Below are 21,363 nucleotides of genomic sequence, written 5' to 3'. Positions count from 1 at the left end.
GGGACGACATGGAAATTTCAGCCAATACCCAGGCCCAGGCATACCTGGTCTCGGCGGTCCTGTTCATCCTGTCGCTCAAGGGGCTGACCCATCCGGCCTCGGCGCGACGGGGCAACTTCCTGGGCATGATCGGCATGGTGATCGCCATCGTCGCCACCCTGATGGGCAGCGAGGTGCAGTCCTACGGATTCATCGTCGCCGGCGTGCTGGTCGGCGCGGTGATCGGCGGCGTGCTGGCCGCGCGTGTGCAGATGACCGCCATGCCGCAGCTGGTGGCGGCCCTGCACAGCTTCGTCGGCATGGCCGCGGTGCTGGTGGCCGTCGGTACCTTCATCAACCGCCAGATCACGGGTGACCTCAATGCCGTGCTGATGAGCGAATTGTCGGCTGGCATCGTGATCGGTGCCATCACCTTCTCGGGGTCGGTGATCGCCTTCGGCAAGCTTCAGGGCCTGCTCTCCGGCGCCCCGGTGCGCTTCACGGGCCAGCACGCATTGAACGCCGCCATCGGCGTGGTCACCCTGCTGCTGGCGATCCACTTCGCCATGACCGGCTCCATGCTGTCGCTCACCGTCATGACCCTGCTGTCCTTTGTGCTGGGCTTCACGCTCATCATCCCGATCGGCGGGGCCGACATGCCGGTGATCATCTCCATGCTCAACAGCTACTCGGGCTGGGCCGCGGCAGCCACCGGTTTCACCCTGCACAACAATCTGCTGATCATCGTCGGCGCACTGGTCGGCTTCTCGGGGGCCATCCTGTCGTACATCATGTGCCGCGCCATGAACCGCTCCATCATCAACGTGGTGTTTGGCGGTTTCGGCAGCGACGCCGGGGGTGGCCCGGCCAGTGCCGGCGCGGTGGCGGCGGACAAGGGCGTCAAGTCGGCCTCGGTGGAAGACGCCATCTACTGGATGGAAGACGCCAACCGTGTCATCGTGGTGCCCGGTTATGGCATGGCCGTGGCCCAGGCCCAGCACGCGCTCAAGGAGCTGATGGAAATGCTCGAGGAGCGGGGCGTGGAGGTCAAGTTCGCCATCCACCCGGTGGCCGGCCGCATGCCCGGGCACATGAACGTGCTGCTGGCCGAGGCGGACATCCCCTACGATCACGTCTTCGAGATGGACGACATCAACCCCGAGTTCGCCTCCACCGACGTGGTGCTGGTGGTCGGCGCCAACGACGTGGTCAATCCCGCCGCGCGTACCGACCAGTCCAGTCCCATCTACGGCATGCCCATCCTCGAGGCCGGCAAGGCACAGCACGTGTACTTCCTCAAGCGTTCCATGCGACCGGGCTATTCCGGCGTGGACAACCTGCTGTTCTACCAGGACAACGTCTCGCTGATCTTCGGCGACGCCAAGGACACCATCGAGGGCATGGTCACCGCGCTCAAGGGCAGCGCTCACTGAGCGAGGTGTTCGCCGGCAACACGATGAACCCGCTGGTCTCCAGCGGGTTCTTTCGTTTCAGGCGCCGACCCGGCCGGCGGCGAGGACCGCCAGGGCGTTGGCGCTGGTCTGCCGCGCGATGGCCTCGCGGGTCTCGGGGCGCAGTTCGGCCAGCACGTCCAGGACCTCCGGCAGCCATTGCGGGCTGTTGCGCTGATAGCGGTGGGCGGCGCCGCTCATGTCGGGGGCGTCGGTCTCGAGCACCAGGTCGCTCAGCGGCAACCGGGTGGCCAGTTCGCGCAGGTGGCGCGCATTGGGCAGGGTGAGCATGCCGCCAAAGCCCAGGCGAAAGCCCAGCTCGCGGTAGCGGGCCGCCTGTTGCAGACTGCCGTTGAAGGCATGGCAGACCCCCCCGGGCAGCTTGTAGCGTTGCAGGGTGGCGAGCACCGCATCGTGTGCCTTGCGCACATGCACGACCACCGGCAGCCCTTCGCGCTCGGCAATGGCGAGCTGGGCCTCGAACAGGGCCTGCTGGCGTGCACGGTCGAGCTCGCGCAGCTGGAAGTCCAGTCCGATCTCGCCGATGGCCGCCGGCCGGCGTTCGCGCACGAAGTCTTCCAGGGCCAGCAGGTCCTGTTGCGGATCGTGTTCCTCGAGCAGTACCGGGTGCAGGCCGATCGCCGGATACAGGTCGGGATCGCCGGCGCACAGCGCCCACACGCCCTCCCAGCCGGCACGCGTGATGGCGGGAATCAGCAGGTGACGCACCCCGGCGGCGCGCGCGGCGGCCAGCACGCTATCGCGGTCGGGATCGAAGGCCGCAACGTCCAGGTGGCAATGGGTATCGAACAGTTCCATGCGCCGATTTTACGGGTATGATCGGGCGGCGTCCCCGTGGGCGGGGCGTTCGACCGGATGAGGTATCTCATGCGCATAGGACACGGTTTCGATGCCCATCGTTTCTGCGAGGGCGATGCGGTGGTGATCGGCGGTGTGCAGATCCCGCACGACCGCGGCATGGCCGCGCATTCCGATGGCGACGTGCTGATCCATGCCATCTGCGATGCCCTGCTCGGGGCGCTGGGCGAGGGCGACATTGGCCGGCACTTTCCCGATACCGATCCCGCCTACCGCGGCATCGACAGCACCCTGCTGTTGCGCGAGGTGATGGCACGGGTACACGCGGCCGGCTACCGGCTGGGCAACCTGGATGCCACGGTGATCGCGCAGGCGCCGCGCCTGTCGCCGCACATCGAGGCCATGCGCGCACGCCTGGCCGAGGTGATGGCGGCCACGCCCGCGCAGATCAACATCAAGGCCACCACCACCGAGAAGATGGGGCACACCGGGCGTGGCGAGGGCATTGACGCGCACGCGGTGGTGTTGCTGTTGTCGGCCCATGCCTGAATCGGGGAGTGCCCCGGCTGCCACCCTGGTCTTTGCCGAGGACGTCACGCGCGACCTGCCTGGCGCACATGGCGGGGCGCCCCTGTGTGGCCGGCTCAAGGCCGAGCCCGAGGACTTCCAGGTCGAAGAGATCCCGCTCGATAACCCGGAGGGCGAGGGCGAACACCTTCTGCTGGGGGTGCGCAAGCGCGGCCTCGACACCCTGGAGGTGGCACGTCGCCTGGCGCGGCATGCGGGGGTGCATCGGCGCGCGGTGGGCTTTGCCGGACTCAAGGACCGGCATGCGTTGACCTGGCAGCGCTTCAGCGTGCATCTCCCCGGCAGTGAGGTGGACTGGTCCGCATTGGACGACGACAGCCTGTGCATCGCCGTGCTGGGCCGCCGGCGGCGCAAGCTGCGACGTGGCGAACTGGCGGGCAACCGTTTCACGCTGCGGCTGAGGGCGATCGCCGGTGATCGCGAGGCGGCCGAGGCCGTGCTCGCTGCCTGCCGTCACCAGGGTGTCCCCAATTACTTCGGGGCGCAGCGCTTCGGGCGTGGGGCCTCCAACCTGATCCGCGCCCAGGCCCTGTTCAATCGCCGCCTGCGCCGCCTGCCGCCGGAACAGTTGCGCATGGTCACCTCGGCGGCGCGCAGCTACCTGTTCAACGCGGTACTGGCCGAGCGCGTGCAGGCCGGGGACTGGGATCGCGCCCTGCCCGGCGAGGTGCTGCTGCACGCCGTCGAGGGGCGTGCCCTGCCGTTCTCTGCCGGGACCGGTGAACTGGAAGCCGCCGTGGCACGCGGCGAATGGCATCCCAGTGGCCCCCTGCCGGGACGTACCGGGCACTGCCTGGCGCCGCAGGCGGAAGCCGCCGAGCGCGAGGCGGCGGCGCTGGCGCGTCCACCCTTTCCGCAATGGATCGACTGGCTGGCCGGCCACGGCTTCGACGCCCTGCGCCGTTCTCTGCGCGTGTTGCCGGAAGGACTGGACTGGGACTGGGAGCACGATGCGCTGGTACTGCGTTTCGCCCTGCCGCCGGGCAGTTATGCCACGGCCCTGGTGCGCGAGTTGATGGTCCCCGAGCGCACCTGAGTACCGGGATTGCCATTTTCAATAGTCGGGGTGTCCCTATCGACCCCCGGCCGGCGCTGGGGCAGAATGGCGCGGTTTCCATCACGGGGCGGGACTGAATGATCCGCAAGATCCTGATCGCCAACCGCGGCGAGATCGCCGTCCGCATCATCCGCGCCTGCGCGGAGATGGGCGTCCGCTCGGTGGCCATCTACACCGAGCCGGACCGCTTTTCGTTGCATGTCAAGAAGGCCGACGAGGCCTACAGCCTGGGCGCCGATCCGCTGGCCGGCTATCTCAACGTGCATCGCATCGTGAACCTTGCGGTGGCCACCGGTTGTGACGCCATCCACCCGGGTTACGGCTTCCTCTCCGAGAATGCCGAGTTCGCCGAAGTGTGCGCGCGGCGCGGGGTGACCTTCATCGGCCCCTCGGCCGAAGTGATCCGGCGCATGGGCGACAAGACCGAGGCGCGCAAGGCCATGATTGCCGCCGGCCTGCCGGTCACGCCCGGTTCCGACGGCAACCTCGCCAATGTCGAAGAGGCGGTCGGGCTGGCGCGCGAGCTGGGCTACCCGGTGATGCTCAAGGCCACCTCGGGTGGCGGCGGGCGCGGCATCCGCCGCTGCGACAACGAGGAGGAACTGCGCCGCAACTACGACCGGGTGATCTCCGAGGCCACCAAGGCCTTCGGCCGTGCCGACGTGTTCATGGAGAAGTGCGTGGTCGATCCGCGCCACATCGAGGTGCAGGTACTGGCCGACCACCATGGCAATGCCATTCATCTCTACGAGCGCGACTGCTCCATCCAGCGCCGCAACCAGAAGCTGATCGAGATCGCGCCCTCGCCGCAGCTCGACGAGGCGCAGCGCCAGTACATCGGCGGTCTGGCGGTGATCGCCGCCAAGGCGGTGGTCTACACCAATGCCGGCACCGTGGAGTTCCTGCTCGACGAGAACGACCGTTTCTACTTCATGGAGATGAACACCCGGGTGCAGGTGGAGCACACCATCACCGAGACCATCACCGGGGTGGACATCGTCGAGGAGCAGATCCGCATCGCCGCCGGCCTGCCGTTGCGCTTCGCCCAGCACGAGATCCAGCGTCGCGGCTACGCCATGCAGTTCCGGGTGAATGCCGAAGACCCCAAGAACGACTTCCTGCCCAGCTTCGGGCGGATTTCGCGCTATTACGCGCCGGGCGGCCCGGGGGTACGTACCGACACCGCCATCTACACCGGCTACGAGATCCCGTCGCACTTCGATTCCATGCTGGCCAAGGTGATCGTCTGGGCCCTGGGCTGGGACGATGTGGTGGCCCGCGGCGAGCGCGCGCTGCGCGATATGGGGTTGTCGGGCATCCGGCACACCATCCCCTATTACCTGGAGATTCTGCGCCATCCGGATTTCCGCTCCGGGCGCTTCGACACCAGCTTCGTCGAGTCGCATCCCGAGTTGCTGAACTATTCGCTGAAGCGCAACCGTCACCAGCTCGCGGCGGTGCTGGCGGCGGCCATCGTGGCGCACACTGGACAATGAGGCATCGAGGCCCATGAGCAAGACACAGATCACCGACGTCATCCTGCGCGACGCCCACCAGTCGCTGATCGCTACCCGCCTGCGCACCGAAGACATGCTGCCGGCTTGCGAGCGGCTGGACGCCATCGGCTACTGGTCGCTGGAATGCTGGGGCGGGGCGACCTTCGACGCCTGTATCCGCTTTCTGGCCGAGGACCCCTGGGAGCGCCTGCGTCGTCTGCGCGAGGCGCTGCCCAACACCCGCCTGCAGATGCTGCTGCGCGGGCAGAACCTGCTCGGCTACCGGCACTACTCGGACGATGTGGTGCATGCCTTCGTGCAGGCAGCGGCACGCAACGGCATGGACGTGTTCCGCATCTTCGATGCGCTCAACGACACCCGCAACCTGCGCACCGCCATCGAGGCCACGCTGGAGGCCGGCAAGCACGCGCAGGGCACCATCTGCTACACCGTCAGCCCGGTACACGACATAGCCGGCTTCGTGAAGATGGGCCGCGAGCTGGCGGCCATGGGCTGTCACTCGATCTGCATCAAGGACATGGCCGGCCTGCTCACGCCCTATGCTACCGGCGAGCTGGTGCAGGCGCTGAAGGACGCGGTGGACCTGCCGCTGCACCTGCATTCGCATGCCACCGCCGGTCTGGCCGAGATGTGCCACCTGAAGGCCATCGAACACGGCTGCGAGCACATCGACACCGCCATCTCGGCCTTCGCCGGCGGCACCTCGCACCCGCCCACCGAGAGCCTGGTGGCCGCGCTGCGCGGCACCCGTTTCGACACCGGGCTGGACCTGCCGGCTCTGCAGGAGATCGGCATGTACTTCTACGAGGTGCGCAGGAAGTACCGCCAGTACGAGAGCGAATACACCGGCGTGGACACCCGGGTGCAGGTCAACCAGATCCCTGGCGGCATGATCTCCAACCTGGCCAACCAGCTGCGTGACCAGAACGCGCTCGACCGCATGCAGGCGGTGCTCGAGGAGATCCCCCGGGTGCGCCGTGACATGGGCTATCCGCCGCTGGTCACGCCGACCTCGCAGATCGTCGGCACCCAGGCGGTGCTCAATGTGCTCACCGGCGAGCGCTACCAGACCATCACCAAGGAAGTGAAACTCTACCTGCAGGGCGGCTATGGCCGGGCCCCGGGGGCGATCGACCCCGAGCTGCAACGCAAGGCCATCGGCGAGGAGACGCCCATCGACCACCGCCCGGCCGACGACCTGCCGCCGGAACTCGACCGCCTGCGCGAGGAGATCGGCGACCTCGCCGAGAGCGAGGAAGACGTGCTCACCTACGCCATGTTCCCCGAGATCGGCCGCCAGTTCCTGCAGGCGCGCCGCGACGGCACCCTGCAGCCCGAGCCCCTGCAAGCGCCGGGCGAGGAGGGCAGCAAAACCCCGTCCACCGCGCCCACCGAGTTCAACATCCTCCTGCACGGTGACTGCTATCACGTCAAGGTGACCGGCACCGGCCTCAAGGAAGAATCGCAGCGACACTTCTATTTCACCGTCGATGGCATTCCCGAAGAGGTGCGGGTCGAGACCCTGAGCGAGATCGTCCTCGAGGGCGGCGCCCAGGGCGCGGTCAAGAGTTCGATCGTCGGCAAGCGCCCGCGTCCGCAGGGGCGGGGCGATGTCACCACCAGCATGCCCGGCAACATCGTCGATGTGCTGGTCAAGGAGGGCGACGAAGTGGTCGCCGGTCAGCCATTGCTGGTCGCCGAGGCCATGAAGATGGAGACCGAGATCCAGGCCCCGGTCAGCGGCGTGGTCGAGGCCGTCTATGTGAGCAAGGGCGATGCGGTGAATCCCGACGAGACGCTGATTGCCATCCGGCCGGGAGATTGAAACGGCTGCGGGTGCCGAGTTGGCCGTGAATCAGCCGCCATCCACTTCGTGTCCCAGGGCCTCGGCGACCAGTTGGTTGAGACTCGTGCCCCGTGCCCGGGCCACGCGGACGGCACGGGCGTGCAGATCGCCCGGGATGCGGACATTGAAGCGTCCGGAGAAGCGTTTGCGTGGCTCGATGCCCTTTTCCCGGCACATCTCCAGAAAGACACGCAGCGAGGCCTCGCCTTCACGCCGCAGCCCTTCGATGTCGCTGGCGTAGAAGTCGGCGCCGCCGTTCAGATCGACGAACTCGCCTCGGAACATCTCGATGTCCGGGTCGTACTGGATGACGGCGTGGTACCCGTCGATCTCCATCAGGTTCTTCTGTTTCATGGTCTGACTCCGTTGTCGTACAACCATTTCCGGATACTGGCGACGGCCCCCTTGTCCGTGCAGGGCGAGGGGTGAGGGCGGTGAAAGACCCGGATCTCGCCAAACAGGAACACCCCGATGCGGGAACCTTCGCGCTCTTCGATCTCGGCCCCCAGGTCAATGAACAGGGCTTCGATATCACGCCAGGCGATGTTGCCGCTTACCGGCCGTGCGAAAATCCTTTTCAGCGTCCTTGCATGCTTCCGTTTCATTGCCTTGATGGTACCAGAAAACGGTACTTTCAGGGCTGCTTGTAGTCATTGCAGTTTGCTCCGGCTGTCGGCGCTCAATCGGTGGGGGACGTCACCCAGGAAGGCCGATCAGGTATATTGCATGGCTTCCGAGGCGGTATCCGGGAGGCGGTGATGCAGGACAGTGCGGTGCCGGTGGCAAAGGACCTGGTGCTGGTCGGGGGCGGGCATGCGCATGCGGGGGTGATCCTGCGGCTGGGGATGAAGCCCGTGCCCGGTCTGCGGGTGACGCTGATCACCCGTGACATCCACACCCCGTATTCGGGCATGCTGCCCGGGCACATCGCCGGTTTCTACGACTACGACCAGTGCCACATCGACCTGCGACGGCTGTGCCGCTTCGCGGGAGTTCGCCTGTATCACGGTGAGGTCGAGGGACTGGATCTGGACGAACACCGGGTGTGGCTGCCAGGGCGGCCGCCGGTGCCCTGGGACCTGCTGTCGATCAACACCGGCTCGCGGCCACGCCAGTCGGATGTGGCCGGGGCGGCGGAGCATGCCATCCCGGTCAAGCCGGTTGATGCCTTCCTGCGCCGCTGGCAGGCCCTGCGCGAGCGGGTGTTGTCCTCTGACGGCCCCTTCCGCATCGCAGTGGTCGGTGGCGGGGCCGGCGGGGTGGAGCTGCTGCTCTCGGTGCAGTACCGCCTGCGCGAGGATCTGGCGGCACGGGGCGACGACCCGGCGCGCCTGCACTTTTCCCTGTTCACCGCCGATGCCGAACTGCTGGCCAATCACGCGCCGGGGGTGCGGCGGCGTTTCGTGCGGGTGCTCGCCGAGCGTGATGTGGACGTCCTGACCGATGCGCAGGTGGTGGCGGTGCGCGCCGATGGTCTGGACCTGACCGATGGCCGGAGCTTTGCCGCCGACGCGGTGCTCTGGGCGACCAGCGCCAGCACGCCCGACTGGCCGGCGCGCGCGGGACTGGCGATGGATGCCGAGGGTTTCATCCGTGTGGACGACTGCCTGCGGAGTGTCTCGCACTCCGAGATCTTCGCCGCCGGCGATGTCGCCAGCCTGCCCGATCCGCGTCCCAAGTCCGGGGTGTTCGCGGTGCGCCAGGGGCCAGTGTTGCACCACAACCTGGTGGCCGCCGCGCGCGGCCGGTCGTTGCGCCGTTATCGTCCGCAACGGCATTTCCTGGGCCTGATCACTACTGGCGACCGTCATGCCATCGCCTCGCGCGGCCCCTGGTCGGCCGAGGGCGACTGGCTGTGGACGGTGAAGGACTGGATCGACCGCCGCTTCATGCGCATGTTCGACCAGTTGCCCGCGATGCCCGAGCCGGAGACGCCCGCACCGGCAGAGGGGCTGGCTGACGCGGAGCTGCGTGAGACGCTGGCCAACCTGCCCATGCGTTGCGGCGGCTGCGGTGCCAAGGTGGGCAGCACAGTGCTGGAACGCGCGCTGGCGCGCCTGCCGCGCGAGGGTGGCGAGGGCATTGTCGCCGGCGGGCCCACCGATGCCGACGACGCGGTGGCCTTCGCGGTGCCGCCGGGGCGTCTGCTGGTGCAGAGTGTCGATTATTTCCGTGCCTTTCTCGACGATGCCCATGTCTTCGGAGCCATCGCCGCGAACCACGCCCTGGGCGACCTGTACGCCATGAACGCAGCACCGCATTCGGCGCTGGCGATCGCCACCGTGCCCTTCGGGCGCGAGGCAGTGATCGAGCAGACCCTGTTCGAGCTGCTCGACGGCGCGCTCGGTGTGCTGCACGAGGCCGGCGCGGTGCTCGCCGGCGGGCATTCCAGCGAGGGCGCCGAGCTGGCCTTCGGGCTGGCGGTCAACGGCCTGGCCGATCCGGATCGGCTGCTGCGCAAGGGCGGACTGCGCCCGGGCGAGGTGCTGATTCTCACCAAGCCGCTGGGCACCGGCACCCTGATGGCCGCCGACATGCGGCACCGTGCGCGTGGCCGTTGGGTGCAGGGTGCCATCGAACAGATGCTGCGATCGAATCGCGAGGCAGCGATCATCCTGCATGGGCAGGGGGCCAGCGCCTGCACCGATGTCACCGGCTTCGGCCTGCTCGGCCACCTGCTGGAGATGCTGCGCGCCTCGGGCTGTAGCGCGCGCATCGACCTCGCGGCGCTGCCGGTGCTCGATGGCGCGCTCGAGACCCTGGCGATGGGCATTCAGTCGAGCCTGGCCCCGGAGAACCTGCGCCTGCGTCGAGCCGTTGTCGACCTTGAAGCAGTCAGGAACCACCCCCGCTATCCGCTGCTGTTTGATCCGCAGACCGCCGGCGGCCTGCTCGCGGGCGTGCCCGCCGGCGCCGTGGACGACTGCCTGGAATACCTGCATGCCGCCGGTTACCAGGCGGCGCGTATCGGCGAGGTGCTTGCGGGTGAGCCGCAGGTCATGGTGGATCAGGGGTGAAGCACGCGATACGGGAACTCGAAGCCGGCAGGCAGGTGCCATGGCCCGCGTGGCGCCTGCTGGCGCTGCTCCTGTCGGCGCTCGCGGTGCTGGGCCTGGTGGTGTGGGGCGTGGCGGGGGTGATCCGCGAGCGCGCACTGGGCGAGCTGGCGCGCACCGCCGAACAGCGACTGGCGCTGTATGCTGCCAACCTCGAGGGGCAGCTGGCGCGTTACGAGTCCATTCCGGCCCTGCTGGCGACCCACCAGCGTCTGCTCAAGGTACTGCGCCAGCCCGACAACGCCTCGGCCCGCCAGGCGCTCAACGAGTATTTCGAGCAGGCGGCGCGGCGTACCGGCGCACTGGACATCTACCTGATGGACGCGCAGGGCCTGACACTTGCGGCCAGCAACTGGGCGCAAGAGCGTACCTTCATCGGCCGCAACTTCGGTTTTCGTCCCTATTTCCGCCAGGCCATGCGCGGGGAGGCGGGGCGCTACTATGCGCTGGGCAGCACCTCGCGGGTGCGCGGCTATTACTTTTCCTACCCGGTCCTCGAACTGGGACGCCCGGTCGGCGTGGTGGTGCTGAAGATGGATATTGCCCATCTCGAGCAGGACTGGCGCAACCCGCGCGAGACGGTGCTGGTGGTCGATCCCGACGGGGTGGTGTTCATCGCCTCGCAGGCGGACTGGCGTTTTCGTACCCTCGGCGTCCTGCCGCCGGAAGTGCTGGCGCGCATCCGTGACAGTCATCGCTACCCGGGTGTCGAGCCGGCGCCGTTGCCGCTGGCGGCACGTACCGGCCCTCGTGGCACCTACCTGGTGCAGCGCACCGACCGGCCGGCGGCACCGACCCTGCTGGTGCGCGAGCTGGCGATGCCGGCGCAGGGCTGGCGCATGCTGTTGCTGACCCCGACCGACGAGGTGGGGCGCCAGGTCTCCAGCGCCATGGCGGTGACCGGCGCGGCGGGGGTGGCGCTTCTGCTGTTGGGCCTGCTGTGGTGGCAGTCGCGTGCGCGGCGCCTGGAGCGGGCGCGTTGCGATGCCGAGGCCCGGGCGGCGCTGGAGCGCGCGCATGGCGAACTCGAGCAGCGGGTGGTCGAGCGCACCGCCGATCTGCAGCGCGAGGTGGAGGAACGGCGACGTGCCGAACAGGCTCTGCGTCGTGCCCAGGACGAGCTGGTACAGGCGGCCAAGCTGGCCATGCTCGGCCAGCTCTCGGCAAGTATCAATCACGAACTCAACCAGCCGCTCAGCGCCATTCGCAGCTATGCCGAGAACGCCCGCCTGTTGCTCGAGCGCGGGCGTGACGCCGAGGTGGCCGGCAACCTGGAGCAGATCGCTCGCCTGGTCGAGCACATGAGCCGCATCAGTTCCCAGCTCAAGCTGTTCGCGCGCAAGTCGGACGGTCACCGCCTGCCGGTGTCCTTGCGGCAGGCAGTGGAGGTGGTGCTGGAACTTTTGCAGCCGGACCTGCGGCGCGCCGGGGTACAGGTCGAGCTGGGAGAGGGGCTGGACGCGTTGTGGGTGCTGGCCGACGCCACCCGCCTGGAGCAGGTGTTGCTGAACCTGGTCGGCAACGCCCAGCACGCGCTGGAAGGCGAGGCCGATCCCTGCATCCGCATCGATGCCCTCGCGGAGCAGGACCAGGTGCAGATCCGGGTGCGCGACAACGGGCCGGGCATTGCGCAGGAGCACCTGGCGCAGATCTTCGACCCCTTTTTTACCACCCGCAAGTCCGGCCTCGGGCTGGGGCTGGCGATCTCGCAGCAGATCGCGGATAACATGGGTGGCCGGCTGGAGGCACGTAACGTGCCGGATGGCGGCGCCGAATTCATACTCACCCTGGAACGGGCGACAGCGCAATGAGCGACGAGCGGATACCGGTCCTATTCATCGACGACGAGCCGGCGGTGCGTGCGGCCAATGTGCAGACCCTGGAGCTGGCCGGCTTCGAGGCGCAGGGTCTCGAAAGTGCCGAGGCCGCGCTGGACGTCCTCCGCGACGACTGGCCCGGCGTGGTGGTCAGCGACATCCGCATGCCGGGCATGGACGGTATGGGGCTGCTCTCGGCGTTGCGCATGCGCGACCCGGACCTGCCGGTGATCCTGATCACCGGGCACGGCGACGTGGCGCTGGCCGTCGAGGCCATGCGTGCCGGTGCCTACGATTTCATCGAAAAGCCGTTCCCGGCCGAACGCCTCGTGGATGCCGTGCGGCGTGCCGCCAGCCGGCGTGCGCTGGCACTGGAGAACCGCCGCCTGCGCCGTGAGCTGGAGATGCACAGTGCGCCGGGTCCGCGCATCGTCGGCAACAGCCCGGCCATGCAGCGCCTGCGTCAGACCATCGCGCGCCTGGCCGATACCGATGCCGACGTGCTGATCCTGGGCGAGACCGGCACCGGAAAGGAGCTGGTGGCGCGCGCCCTGCACGAGCATTCACGGCGACGGGCGCATCACTTCGTGCCGGTCAACTGCGGGGCCATCCCCGAGAGCCTGATCGAGAGCGAACTGTTCGGCCATGAGGCGGGGGCCTTCACCGGGGCACGCTCGCGGCGTATCGGCCGCTTCGAGCACGCCAATCAGGGCACGCTGTTTCTCGACGAAATCGAGAGCATGCCGATGGCAGTGCAGGTGCACCTGCTGCGGGTGTTGCAGGAGCGCAGTGTCGAGCGTCTGGGCTCGAACACGCCGGTGTCGCTGGACCTGCGGGTGGTGGCCGCGACCAAGGTGGATCTGCGCGAGGCGGCAGGGCGTGGCGAGTTTCGCGAGGATCTGTACTACCGCCTGAACGTGGTCACCCTGGAGATCCCGCCCCTGCGTGAACGCCTCGAGGACATCCCCCTGCTGTTCCAGCACTTTCTGCTGGTGGCCTCGGCGCGCTACGGGGCCGAGTCGCCTCCGCCGGACCCCGGGCAGATGCGTGCCCTGCTCAGCCATCCCTGGCCGGGCAATGTACGTGAGCTGCGCAACCTGGCCGAGCGCTACGTGCTGCTCGGCGACCAGGTGGGGCATGACCTCGAGCGCCTGTTGCACGGGGCCAGCCAGGAACCGGCGCTGACCCTGCCGCAGCAAGTGGAATCCTTCGAGAAGTGCCTGATCGCCCAGCAGCTCGCCATGCACAATGGCCGCCTCAAGGACGTGATGGCCGCGCTTGGCATTCCGCGCAAGACGCTCTACGACAAGATGCGCAAGTACGGCCTGGACAAGAGTCAGTACAAGGCGCAGGGGTGAGATTCCGCCGATTCGGAAGGGCCTGACTGGCGGAATTTCGCCGGTTTTTCGCAGGCCTGGCCGGGCGAGCCCTTGCCACGGCCGCTTCTGGTGGGCCGGTGGGCGGCTGGCCCGGTCCTTGCTCGTGATTGGGACAGGTCGTCGTCTGGCGTCCGCACGAGAACAAACCAGGAGGAATCCCATGAAAAAATCGTTCGTCTGTCTGACCGCTGCTGTGGCGCTGGCTCTGGGCAGTGCTTCCGCGCTCGCCTCGGAGGGCTGCGACAAGGGCGAGATCGTCATCAAGTTCAGCCACGTGACTGCCGCCAAGGGGCATCCCAAGGGCGAGGCCGCCGCGCTGCTGGCCGAGCGGGTGAACCGCGAGATGGATGGCAAGGTCTGCATGCAGGTCTATCCCAACAAGCAGCTCTACAACGACAAGAAGGTGCTCGAGGCACTGCTGCTCGGTGATGTGCAGATGGCGGCCCCCTCGTTGTCGAAGTTCGAGAAGTACACCAAGCAGTACCGCATCTTCGACCTGCCGTTCATGTTCAAGGACATCGACGCGGTGGATCGTTTCCAGAACTCGGAAACCGGGCAGAAACTGAAGAACGCCATGCGCAAGAAGGGACTGCAGGGGCTGGCCTTCTGGCACAATGGCATGAAGCAGATGTCGGCCAACCGGCCGCTGATCCACCCCTCGGATGCCAGGGGGCTGAAGTTCCGCATCATGAGTTCCGACGTGCTCAAGGCCCAGTTCGAGGCACTGGGCGCCATCCCGCAGAAGATGGCCTTCTCCGAAGTCTATGGTGCCCTGCAGAGTGGGGTGGTGGATGGTCAGGAGAACACCTGGTCGAATATCTACACCAAGAAGTTCTTCGAGGTGCAGGACGGCGTGACCGAGACCAACCACGGCGTGCTCGACTACCTGGTGGTGACCTCCACCGAATTCTGGGATGGGCTGCCCTCGGATGTGCGCAACCAGCTCGAGCGCATCATTGCCGAGGTGACCGCGGAGCGAAACAAGGTCTCTACCGCGATCAACGAGCAGAACAAGCAGAAGATCATCGCCGCCGGCAGCCCGGTGCGCACCCTCACGCCCGAACAGCGGCAGGAGTGGGTCGAGGCCCTCAAGCCGGTGTGGAAACAGTTCGAGGGTGATGTCGGCGCCGACGTGATCGCCGCGGCACAGAAGGCCAACGAGGGTTGAGTACAAGACTCTTCCGGCCTTTCCCCCCGGGGACCCTCTGATCCCGTTCCTCCCCCGCTTGCGGGGGAGGTCAGGAGGGTGAGATCTTGAGCAGACCGATGCGCCAGCGCCTGTCACGATGGATCAACACGTTCGAGGAGACCGCCATTGCGGTCATCCTCGGCTTGATGGTGGCAATCACCTTCGCCAACGTGGTGGCGCGCTACCTGTTCCATTCCGGCATCCTCTGGGGCCTGGAGGCGACCACCTACCTGTTCGCCTGGCTGGTGCTGTTCGGCATGAGCTATTTGGTCAAGCACACGGCGCACCTGGGGGTGGACGCGCTGATCAACATCCTGCCACTCCGTGTCCAGCGCCTGGTCGGTCTGCTGGTGGTGGCCATCTGTCTCTTGTATGTCGGCCTGCTGCTCAAGGGGGGCTGGGACTACTGGAGCAAGTTTGCCTTCAAGCTGAACTTCCTGGAGGTCGAGGACATTCCCTTTCCTGTCTGGTTGCAGGCACTGTTCGGCCTGGTCGAGGACGGTGACCCGCGCTACGAGAACCTGCCGCGCTGGATACCCTATTTCATCCTGCCGTTCGGCATGGCGCTGATGGGCCTGCGTTTCGTGCAGGCGGGGTGGCGCATCTGGCGGGGTGAGCAGCGCATGCTGATCGCCAGCCACGAGGCCGACGACCTGATCGAGGACATCGAGGAAGACATCGCCGAGCACCCGGACCTGCCGTCCAACGACAGCCCCGGGAAGAGGAGGAAGCGCTAGATGGCCGCGGCATCGCTGTTCCTCGGAGTGCTCCTGCTGCTGGCCATCGGTGTGCCCATTGCGGTGGCGCTGGGCCTGTCGAGCATCCTGTTCCTGCTCTACTATTCCGACAGCTCGCTGGCCAGCGTGGCGCAGACCCTGTTCGAGGCCTTCGAGGGGCATTACACCCTGCTGGCCATCCCGTTCTTCATCCTGGCGTCGTCCTACATGGCCACTGGGGGGGTGGCGCGTCGCATCATCCGTTTTGCCATCGCCACCGTGGGGCATGTGCGCGGCGGCCTGGCGATCGCCGGCGTGTTCGCCTGTATGCTGTTTGCCGCGCTCTCGGGTTCCTCGCCGGCCACGGTAGTGGCCATCGGTTCGCTGGTGATCGCGGGCATGGTCAAGGTCGGTTACAGTCGCGATTTTGCCGCCGGGGTGATCTGCAATGCCGGCACCCTGGGTATCCTGATCCCGCCGTCCATCGTGATGGTGGTTTATGCCGCCGCCACCGATGTTTCGGTGGGGCGCATGTTTCTTGCCGGTATCATCCCCGGCCTGCTCGCCGGTTTCATGCTGATGGTGGGCATCTATGTGGCGGCGCGGGTGAAGAATCTGCCCGCGCAGCCCTTTGCGGGGTTTGCCGAGATCTGGGCGGCGGCGCGCGAAGCGGGCTGGGGCCTGTTCCTGATCGTCATCATCCTGGGCGGTATCTATGGCGGAGTGTTCACGCCGACCGAAGCCGCGGCGGTGGCCTCGGTGTATGCCTTTTTCATCGCCAATTTCGTGTATCGGGACATGGGGCCGCTGAAGGACAGGCCTCGCCGCAGGCCGGGTGAGGGGCGCCTGCACGCCCTGGCGCGCAACACCGCGGAGTTCTTCGTCTACCTGCTGCCGGCGATCTTCCATCGCGACCATCGCCACGCCCTGCTCGAAGGCGGGAAGCTCACCATCATGTTGCTGTTCATCATCGCCAACGCGCTGATCCTCAAGCACGTGCTCACCGAGGAACGCATCCCGCAGGAGATTGCGCAGGCGATGCTCGATGCCGGTTTCGGTCCGGTGATGTTCCTGGTGATCGTGAACCTGATCCTGCTGATCGGCGGTCAGTTCATGGAGCCGTCGGGGTTGATTGTCATCGTCGCTCCGCTGGTCTTCCCCATCGCCATGAAGCTGGGTATCGATCCCATCCACCTGGGCATCATCATGGTCGTGAACATGGAGATCGGCATGATTACTCCACCGGTGGGGCTGAATCTCTTCGTCACCGCAGGGGTGGCGAAGATGCCGGTGCTGGGGGTGGTGCGCGCGGCCCTGCCGTGGCTGGCGATCCTGTTCCTGTTCCTGATCCTGATCACCTATGTGCCCTGGTTGTCGACGGTCGTGCCCAACACCCTGATGGGACCGGAGATCGTCATCGGGCGTTGATCACTGCGGGGCCCGGAACCGGTCGGTTTCGGTAAACAGGTCCCGGGGGTCAGGCAATTGAGCCAACTGGCCCAGGTCCACCAGGTAGTCGAGCAATTGCAGACGTTCCATGAGGATGTCGCGCAACAGGTCCAGTCGTTCGCGCTGCTTCACCCGCAATTCGGCATCCGGTGAATAGGGCAGCGAGGGCAGGGCCATGCGGGCATGACGCGCGAGGCGCGACAGCGAGCGCTCAAGTGTATTCAGGTGGTAGAGATGGGCCTTGAGAATGGCGCGGTGCTGGTGCCAGCGACGTATGATCTGGTCGATACGTTGTCGCAGGCGGGTTCGTATCGCCTGGACCTGATCCTCGTAGAGCGAACGTTCCAGCCGGACCAGTTCTTCCCGGTGTGCCGGGCGCTCGAGTGGCATTCGCACGCGGAAGCCGATCACCGTGCCCTGGTCGGTGCGGCTTGCTGCTGTCTCGTTTCTCTCGATATAGAGGCGAGCCTCGAGATCGTCTTTCCAGTCGCGCTGGAAATCGGCACGTTGTTGAAAGAGCCTTTGCAGCGCGAGGTCGGGATGTTGAGAAAGGGTTCTGGCCAGCAGTTCGCTGTGCGGTTTCAATTGCAGTTCCGTGAGCTGGTTGAGCAGCAATTGCCACGAAGCGGGCATGGCCATCGTGTTATCCGGTTGTGCCTGTAGTCGCTCACGGGTTTGCTTCAAGAGAAGACGGAGCTGTTCGACCTGCTCCCGGGTGGCGAAGCCGGCGCGTAACGCTCCGCGGAGCTGCGCGAGTTGCTGCTCGACCAGTTGCACCTTGGCTTTCAGCCAGTCGGTGAGCACCCGGGTGCGTAGCTGGTCGACGAGATAGTGGCGTTCCTGGGCGGCACGTTCACTCATGTCGCGCAGCAGCTGAAGAAATTGTACCCGGCGTTCGAGTACGGTCTTTTCGTGACGTCTTTGTGCCTCGCGGCGACCGTTGGCAAAGAGATCCCAATCCAGGCCATAGCGCAGCAGGTCGCGGCCGGAGTCCAGGTTGTGATTTCCTTCCAATCTCAGATAGACGCCCTTGAAGGGCGAGATTTCGGACAGCAGACGGTTGTAGCGCTTGCTCGTGGCGAGCGCCTTCTTCCATTGCATTTCGGCCGAGCCGGCTGGAACGGGGGCTCCTTCGAGATAATGCTTCCCGAACCGGGCGTCCAGTCCCGTTGCCATCGCCGGATCAATACCGATCATCAGAAAGGTCAGCAGGATCAATCGTCGCATGTCTTCCATCCGGTTTGCTCCCGGTATCGCCAGAGACATTGCTGAACCCGGTTGGCCGGCCCGTCTGGTGGCGCCCAGCGTGCATCCGCATCGGTGGCCAGGGACGTTCTGGCGACAGCGTCAAACGGAGATGACGCAGCCGGTTGCGGTGGCTGTATCCACCGTGGAAATTGATATCGGTATCGCCTCGTATGTGCCTCAGGCTGTTGTAACTGCTGCTCCATTGCAGGGTCAGATGCCGCAATCCACGCAGTTCGATGCCGTCGAAGACGTTGCGGTGACTGCGGGCGATACGCAGTGAACCGCCCCGGGTTTCCCGGAGACTCCATTTCTTGAGAGGATAGAGTCTATGGATACGAGCAAGAGATATTCCCCTGAGGTCCGGGAACGGGCGGTTCGCATGGTGTTTGATCATCAGGGCGAGCATGATTCCCAATGGGCGGCGATGACCTCCATCGCGGCCAAGATCGGCTGTACGCCGGAGACGCTGCGCAAATGGGTGAGACAGGCCGAGCGTGATCAAGGACTGCGTGAGGGTCTGACGACGTCGGAGCGCGAGCGGCTCAAGGCCTTGGAACGGGAGAACCGGGAGCTGAGGCGGGCCAACGAGATTCTGAAGACGGCGTCGGCTTTTTTTGCCCAGGCGGAGCTCGACCGCAAACTGAAGAGATGATCGCGTACATCGACGATCACAGGGATCGTTACGGGGTCGAGCCGATCTGCGCGGTGCTGCCGATCGCCCCGTCCACCTACTATGAGCACAAGGCCCGTGAGGCCGATCCACAGCGACTGCCGCGGCGATTGCAGCGGGATCGCGCCCTGTCAGACGAGATTCGACGGATCTGGGAAGAGAACTTCCAGGTGTACGGTGCCAGGAAGGTATGGCGGCAGCTCAACCGGGAAGGCATCGAGGTAGCCCGCTGCACGGTGGAACGTCTGATGCGTGTCATGGGGTTGCGGGGTGTGGTGTGAGGCCGCCGTTGCCGGACAACGATCGGCGACACGACGGCGGAACGACCACTGGACCGGGTGAAGCGGCAGTTTACTGCCACCCGCCCGAATCAGTTGTGGGTGGCGGACATTACCTACGTGGCGACTTGGACAGGGTTTGTCTATGTGGCGTTTGTCGTGGACGTCTATGCCCGACGGATCGTGGGCTGGCGTGTCTCCCGGTCGCTGAAGACCGACCTGGTGCTGGATGCGCTGGAGCAGGCGCTATGGTCGCGCCAGGACACAGAGGGCCTGGTGCACCACAGTGACCGAGGCTGTCAGTACCTGTCGGTGCGCTACACGGAGCGCCTGGCCGGGGCCGGCATTGATGCCTCGGTCGGTAGCCGAGGGGACTCCTATGACAACGCTCTGGCAGAGACGATCAACGGTCTGTACAAGGCCGAGGTTATCTACCGGCGAGGCCCCTGGAAGCATAGGGAGGCGGTCGAATATGCCACTTTGGAGTGGGTGGACTGGTTCAACCACCGGCGGCTGCTGGAGCCTATTGGCAACGTGCCACCGGCGGAGTTGGAAGCGGCGTATTATCGCCAACAGAAAGAGTCTGCCAAGGCGGCCTGACTCAAACAAAACAGTCTCCGGAATATCCGGGGCGGTTCAGTCCAGCACCCTGCGGATGGCCGCGCTGTCATCTTTCCCGTCGTCTGCAACGACGCCATAGAGTGTCAGATCGATCTCTACATGGTTCCCCGCGGCAAAGGCCCGGGCGTGCGGCCATCTGGGCAACTCCAGTGCCCCCTCGGCAAGCAGCATCACATAGAAAAACAGCAGTACCGACACCAGCATGGTGAGGTCTGGCATGAGGGGGGGCAGAGGGTGCGGGACGGCGATGTGGTCCTGTTGACTGGACTGTTTTTGCCCGCCTTTTGACCAGCTCTGATCCGCCAGGTGGAAAGATGCCTTGATCTTGATCAGCGAGCCGATCCACTGGTTGTACAGCATGAGGGGAATGGTGAGCAGACTCACCGGGTGTCCGCGCAGTGCGATGACGCTGGTCTGCAGCGTCTTCACGATGAGTACCCAGGCGATGTAGAAGGGTAGATAGATGAACGACTTGGACAGGCTGAGTATGGTGGCGCCGGTAATACCGGCCAGTCCGGTCCACATGTTGATGCGCTGGTCGAATATGCACCACCAGATGAACAGGCCGGTTCTACGCCATCCCAGTTTGAGCGCACGCAGGTTGTTACGCAGGGTATTGCCGTACCAGCGATAGGGCAGCGACATGCTGATCTTCAGGAAGCTGTCGTCCCGTGATTCCAGGGAGTAGGCGATGACATCATGCAGGTAGAGCATGTTCCAGCCGTGTTTCAGCAGGTAGAACCAGGTGCTCTTGCCGTCTCCCATCAGGAAGCGGAAGCGGCCGTGCATCCAGTGGTCGAGATAGTCATTTTCGATCTGCTGGATGAAGTCTTCCTGGGCAATGATGGCGGTCCGAAACATGGAGAAACGGCCGGTCAGGGTCAGGACCTTGTTGGATAGGGCATGGGACTTGAACAACAGATGCCGTTGTCCGAATTTCAGGTTGAACCACTCCTTGTACAACAGCGAGCGGGTATTGATGAAGGCTGCCTCGTTGGTGGTGGCTGCCCCCAGGTCGCGGAAGCGGGTGAAAAAGGGCAGGGCGATCGCCAGCGAGCGGGGAGGCAGATAGGAATCGCCGTCCATGAAGATGGTGACACTGTTGTAATCGCCATCGTATCGGCGAGCCAGGGCGCGGAGTGCATGGCCCATGGCGATGCGTTTTCCCTGTTTCTGGCGTTGCAGCACCAGTTCCACATTGTGGTGATAGGGATGGGCCTTGTAGGCGGCATAGACGGCCTTGTCGTCCTCGTCCGACCCGGTTGCGACGATGAAGGTGGCCGTGATCTCTATTTCCGCCAGGTTGGAGAACAGCGAGTGGATTGCCTCCAGGGTCACCCAGGCCTCTTCACGGTAGGAGGGAATGATGAAAAAGATGTGACTGGGGTAGCGCTGATCCGGCGGGAGATCGTGGGTAAGACGCCGAAGTCGCGGGTACCGGAAGAATTCGTAGATGACGGCCCGGATGTAATGGGTGATCGCCCAGCCGTAGCGCCAGCTGGCGAAGATTCCCAGTACGATGAAGGTTTCGTTCTTTATGTGGTAGAAATACGGCCACATGGCATAGAGGATCGCCACAGCCAGGGAGAGATAGACAATGGCCGGGACGATGAGGGAGTAGAATCCCTCGGTGTTGCCGATCCTCCGGTTGATACGGAAGAGTACGGGACTGCGCGTCGGCAT

17 protein-coding genes, 1 pseudogene and 1 other annotated feature are annotated in these 21,363 nt (G+C 65.5%); of the genes and pseudogenes, 13 read left to right on the top strand and 5 right to left on the bottom strand.

Going from position 1 to position 21,363, the window contains the following annotated elements:
* The first annotated feature begins 14 nt into the window (after positions 1 to 14).
* Entirely contained in the window at positions 15 to 1,412 is a 1,398-nt protein-coding gene (locus tag EBS_RS07150; RefSeq protein WP_408065685.1) for an NAD(P)(+) transhydrogenase (Re/Si-specific) subunit beta, read from the top strand.
* A gap of 57 nt (positions 1,413 to 1,469) precedes the next feature.
* On the opposite strand, the gene EBS_RS07145 is transcribed toward EBS_RS07150, so the two are convergent.
* Positions 1,470 to 2,249 carry a TatD family hydrolase gene (locus tag EBS_RS07145; RefSeq protein WP_043107995.1) on the bottom strand — a complete coding sequence of 260 codons (780 nt, stop codon included), beginning with the start codon at positions 2,247 to 2,249 and terminating at the stop codon, positions 1,470 to 1,472.
* A gap of 69 nt (positions 2,250 to 2,318) precedes the next feature.
* On the opposite strand from EBS_RS07145, the gene ispF reads away from it, so the two are divergent.
* From ispF to oadA, 4 genes are all read left to right on the top strand, one after another.
* Positions 2,319 to 2,798, top strand: coding sequence for a 2-C-methyl-D-erythritol 2,4-cyclodiphosphate synthase (gene ispF, locus EBS_RS07140; RefSeq protein ID WP_043107994.1), 480 nt, complete (start codon positions 2,319 to 2,321; stop codon positions 2,796 to 2,798).
* On the top strand, positions 2,791 to 3,873 hold the full coding sequence (gene truD, locus EBS_RS07135; RefSeq protein WP_052199387.1) for a tRNA pseudouridine(13) synthase TruD: 1,083 nt from the start codon (positions 2,791 to 2,793) through the stop codon (positions 3,871 to 3,873). Before ispF ends, truD begins: the two co-directional genes overlap by 8 nt.
* A 98-nt stretch (positions 3,874 to 3,971) precedes the next feature.
* Positions 3,972 to 5,390 (top strand): acetyl-CoA carboxylase biotin carboxylase subunit, encoded by a 1,419-nt coding sequence (locus EBS_RS07130; protein WP_043107993.1) that lies wholly within the window; start codon positions 3,972 to 3,974, stop codon positions 5,388 to 5,390.
* Positions 5,391 to 5,403: 13 nt separating this feature from the next.
* The gene (gene oadA, locus EBS_RS07125; RefSeq protein ID WP_043107991.1) at positions 5,404 to 7,236 is read left to right on the top strand and encodes a sodium-extruding oxaloacetate decarboxylase subunit alpha; all 1,833 of its coding nucleotides are present in this window, start codon (positions 5,404 to 5,406) and stop codon (positions 7,234 to 7,236) included.
* Positions 7,237 to 7,266: 30 nt separating this feature from the next.
* On the opposite strand, the gene EBS_RS07120 is transcribed toward oadA, so the two are convergent.
* On the bottom strand, positions 7,267 to 7,611 hold the full coding sequence (locus tag EBS_RS07120) for a type II toxin-antitoxin system HicB family antitoxin (protein ID WP_043107989.1): 345 nt from the start codon (positions 7,609 to 7,611) through the stop codon (positions 7,267 to 7,269).
* Positions 7,608 to 7,862, bottom strand: coding sequence for a type II toxin-antitoxin system HicA family toxin (locus EBS_RS07115; protein WP_043107988.1), 255 nt, complete (start codon positions 7,860 to 7,862; stop codon positions 7,608 to 7,610). The genes EBS_RS07120 and EBS_RS07115 overlap by 4 nt, the downstream gene beginning before the upstream one ends.
* Positions 7,863 to 8,015: 153 nt before the next feature.
* On the opposite strand from EBS_RS07115, the gene selD reads away from it, so the two are divergent.
* The 6 genes from selD to EBS_RS07085 all read left to right on the top strand — a co-directional run bounded on the left by selD (position 8,016) and on the right by EBS_RS07085 (position 16,842).
* Complete coding sequence (gene selD, locus EBS_RS07110; protein WP_043107987.1) at positions 8,016 to 10,274, top strand: selenide, water dikinase SelD; 2,259 nt, start codon at positions 8,016 to 8,018, stop codon at positions 10,272 to 10,274.
* 35 nt (positions 10,275 to 10,309) lie between these two features.
* Positions 10,310 to 12,124 carry a sensor histidine kinase gene (locus tag EBS_RS07105; protein ID WP_043109422.1) on the top strand — a complete coding sequence of 605 codons (1,815 nt, stop codon included), beginning with the start codon at positions 10,310 to 10,312 and terminating at the stop codon, positions 12,122 to 12,124.
* Complete coding sequence (locus EBS_RS07100; RefSeq protein WP_043107986.1) at positions 12,121 to 13,488, top strand: sigma-54-dependent transcriptional regulator; 1,368 nt, start codon at positions 12,121 to 12,123, stop codon at positions 13,486 to 13,488. The genes EBS_RS07105 and EBS_RS07100 overlap by 4 nt, the downstream gene beginning before the upstream one ends.
* 181 nt (positions 13,489 to 13,669) lie before the next feature.
* On the top strand, positions 13,670 to 14,677 hold the full coding sequence (locus EBS_RS07095; protein WP_043107985.1) for a TRAP transporter substrate-binding protein: 1,008 nt from the start codon (positions 13,670 to 13,672) through the stop codon (positions 14,675 to 14,677).
* 98 nt (positions 14,678 to 14,775) lie between these two features.
* Positions 14,776 to 15,435: a TRAP transporter small permease gene (locus tag EBS_RS07090; protein ID WP_052199385.1), complete on the top strand. Its 660-nt coding sequence runs from the start codon at positions 14,776 to 14,778 to the stop codon at positions 15,433 to 15,435.
* Positions 15,436 to 16,842 carry a TRAP transporter large permease gene (locus tag EBS_RS07085; protein WP_043107984.1) on the top strand — a complete coding sequence of 469 codons (1,407 nt, stop codon included), beginning with the start codon at positions 15,436 to 15,438 and terminating at the stop codon, positions 16,840 to 16,842. It begins immediately after the preceding gene.
* Here the strand turns inward: EBS_RS07085 and EBS_RS07080 are convergent, their stop codons facing one another.
* Positions 16,843 to 18,099, bottom strand: coding sequence for a hypothetical protein (locus EBS_RS07080; RefSeq protein WP_043107983.1), 1,257 nt, complete (start codon positions 18,097 to 18,099; stop codon positions 16,843 to 16,845).
* On the opposite strand from EBS_RS07080, the gene EBS_RS14010 reads away from it, so the two are divergent.
* Both EBS_RS14010 and EBS_RS13630 read left to right on the top strand, forming a co-directional pair.
* A complete protein-coding gene (locus tag EBS_RS14010) occupies positions 18,089 to 18,391 on the top strand; it encodes a hypothetical protein (RefSeq protein WP_148307693.1) in 303 nt (100 codons plus the stop codon). The two genes, EBS_RS07080 and EBS_RS14010, sit on opposite strands and share 11 nt — an antisense overlap.
* 48 nt (positions 18,392 to 18,439) lie before the next feature.
* Positions 18,440 to 19,659 (top strand): annotated as a pseudogene (locus tag EBS_RS13630) (IS3 family transposase).
* Positions 18,718 to 18,834: a sequence feature (AL1L pseudoknot), on the top strand. (Overlaps the previous pseudogene by 117 nt.)
* 36 nt (positions 19,660 to 19,695) lie before the next feature.
* Here the strand turns inward: EBS_RS13630 and EBS_RS07065 are convergent.
* Positions 19,696 to 21,363 (bottom strand): glycosyltransferase, encoded by a 1,668-nt coding sequence (locus EBS_RS07065; RefSeq protein WP_043107982.1) that lies wholly within the window; start codon positions 21,361 to 21,363, stop codon positions 19,696 to 19,698.

The organism is endosymbiont of unidentified scaly snail isolate Monju, from assembly GCF_000801295.1.
GTDB lineage: Bacteria > Pseudomonadota > Gammaproteobacteria > Chromatiales > Chromatiaceae > MONJU.
The sequence above is the reverse complement of the archived record's forward strand: the minus strand, read 5'-3'. Positions and strand labels throughout refer to the sequence as shown.

What these genes read in the sequence shown, in the direction of transcription:
- EBS_RS07145 (WP_043107995.1), bottom strand. Translation starts at nt 2,249, where the DNA reads ATGGAACTGTTCGATACCCATTGCCACCTGGACGTTGCGGCCTTCGAT.
- ispF (WP_043107994.1), top strand. Translation starts at nt 2,319, where the DNA reads ATGCGCATAGGACACGGTTTCGATGCCCATCGTTTCTGCGAGGGCGAT.
- truD (WP_052199387.1), top strand. Translation starts at nt 2,791, where the DNA reads ATGCCTGAATCGGGGAGTGCCCCGGCTGCCACCCTGGTCTTTGCCGAG.
- EBS_RS07130 (WP_043107993.1), top strand. Translation starts at nt 3,972, where the DNA reads ATGATCCGCAAGATCCTGATCGCCAACCGCGGCGAGATCGCCGTCCGC.
- oadA (WP_043107991.1), top strand. Translation starts at nt 5,404, where the DNA reads ATGAGCAAGACACAGATCACCGACGTCATCCTGCGCGACGCCCACCAG.
- EBS_RS07120 (WP_043107989.1), bottom strand. Translation starts at nt 7,611, where the DNA reads ATGAAACAGAAGAACCTGATGGAGATCGACGGGTACCACGCCGTCATC.
- EBS_RS07115 (WP_043107988.1), bottom strand. Translation starts at nt 7,862, where the DNA reads ATGAAACGGAAGCATGCAAGGACGCTGAAAAGGATTTTCGCACGGCCG.
- selD (WP_043107987.1), top strand. Translation starts at nt 8,016, where the DNA reads ATGCAGGACAGTGCGGTGCCGGTGGCAAAGGACCTGGTGCTGGTCGGG.
- EBS_RS07100 (WP_043107986.1), top strand. Translation starts at nt 12,121, where the DNA reads ATGAGCGACGAGCGGATACCGGTCCTATTCATCGACGACGAGCCGGCG.
- EBS_RS07095 (WP_043107985.1), top strand. Translation starts at nt 13,670, where the DNA reads ATGAAAAAATCGTTCGTCTGTCTGACCGCTGCTGTGGCGCTGGCTCTG.
- EBS_RS07090 (WP_052199385.1), top strand. Translation starts at nt 14,776, where the DNA reads ATGCGCCAGCGCCTGTCACGATGGATCAACACGTTCGAGGAGACCGCC.
- EBS_RS07085 (WP_043107984.1), top strand. Translation starts at nt 15,436, where the DNA reads ATGGCCGCGGCATCGCTGTTCCTCGGAGTGCTCCTGCTGCTGGCCATC.
- EBS_RS14010 (WP_148307693.1), top strand. Translation starts at nt 18,089, where the DNA reads ATGTCTTCCATCCGGTTTGCTCCCGGTATCGCCAGAGACATTGCTGAA.
- EBS_RS07080 (WP_043107983.1), bottom strand. Translation starts at nt 18,099, where the DNA reads ATGGAAGACATGCGACGATTGATCCTGCTGACCTTTCTGATGATCGGT.
- EBS_RS07065 (WP_043107982.1), bottom strand. Translation starts at nt 21,363, where the DNA reads ATGCCGACGCGCAGTCCCGTACTCTTCCGTATCAACCGGAGGATCGGC.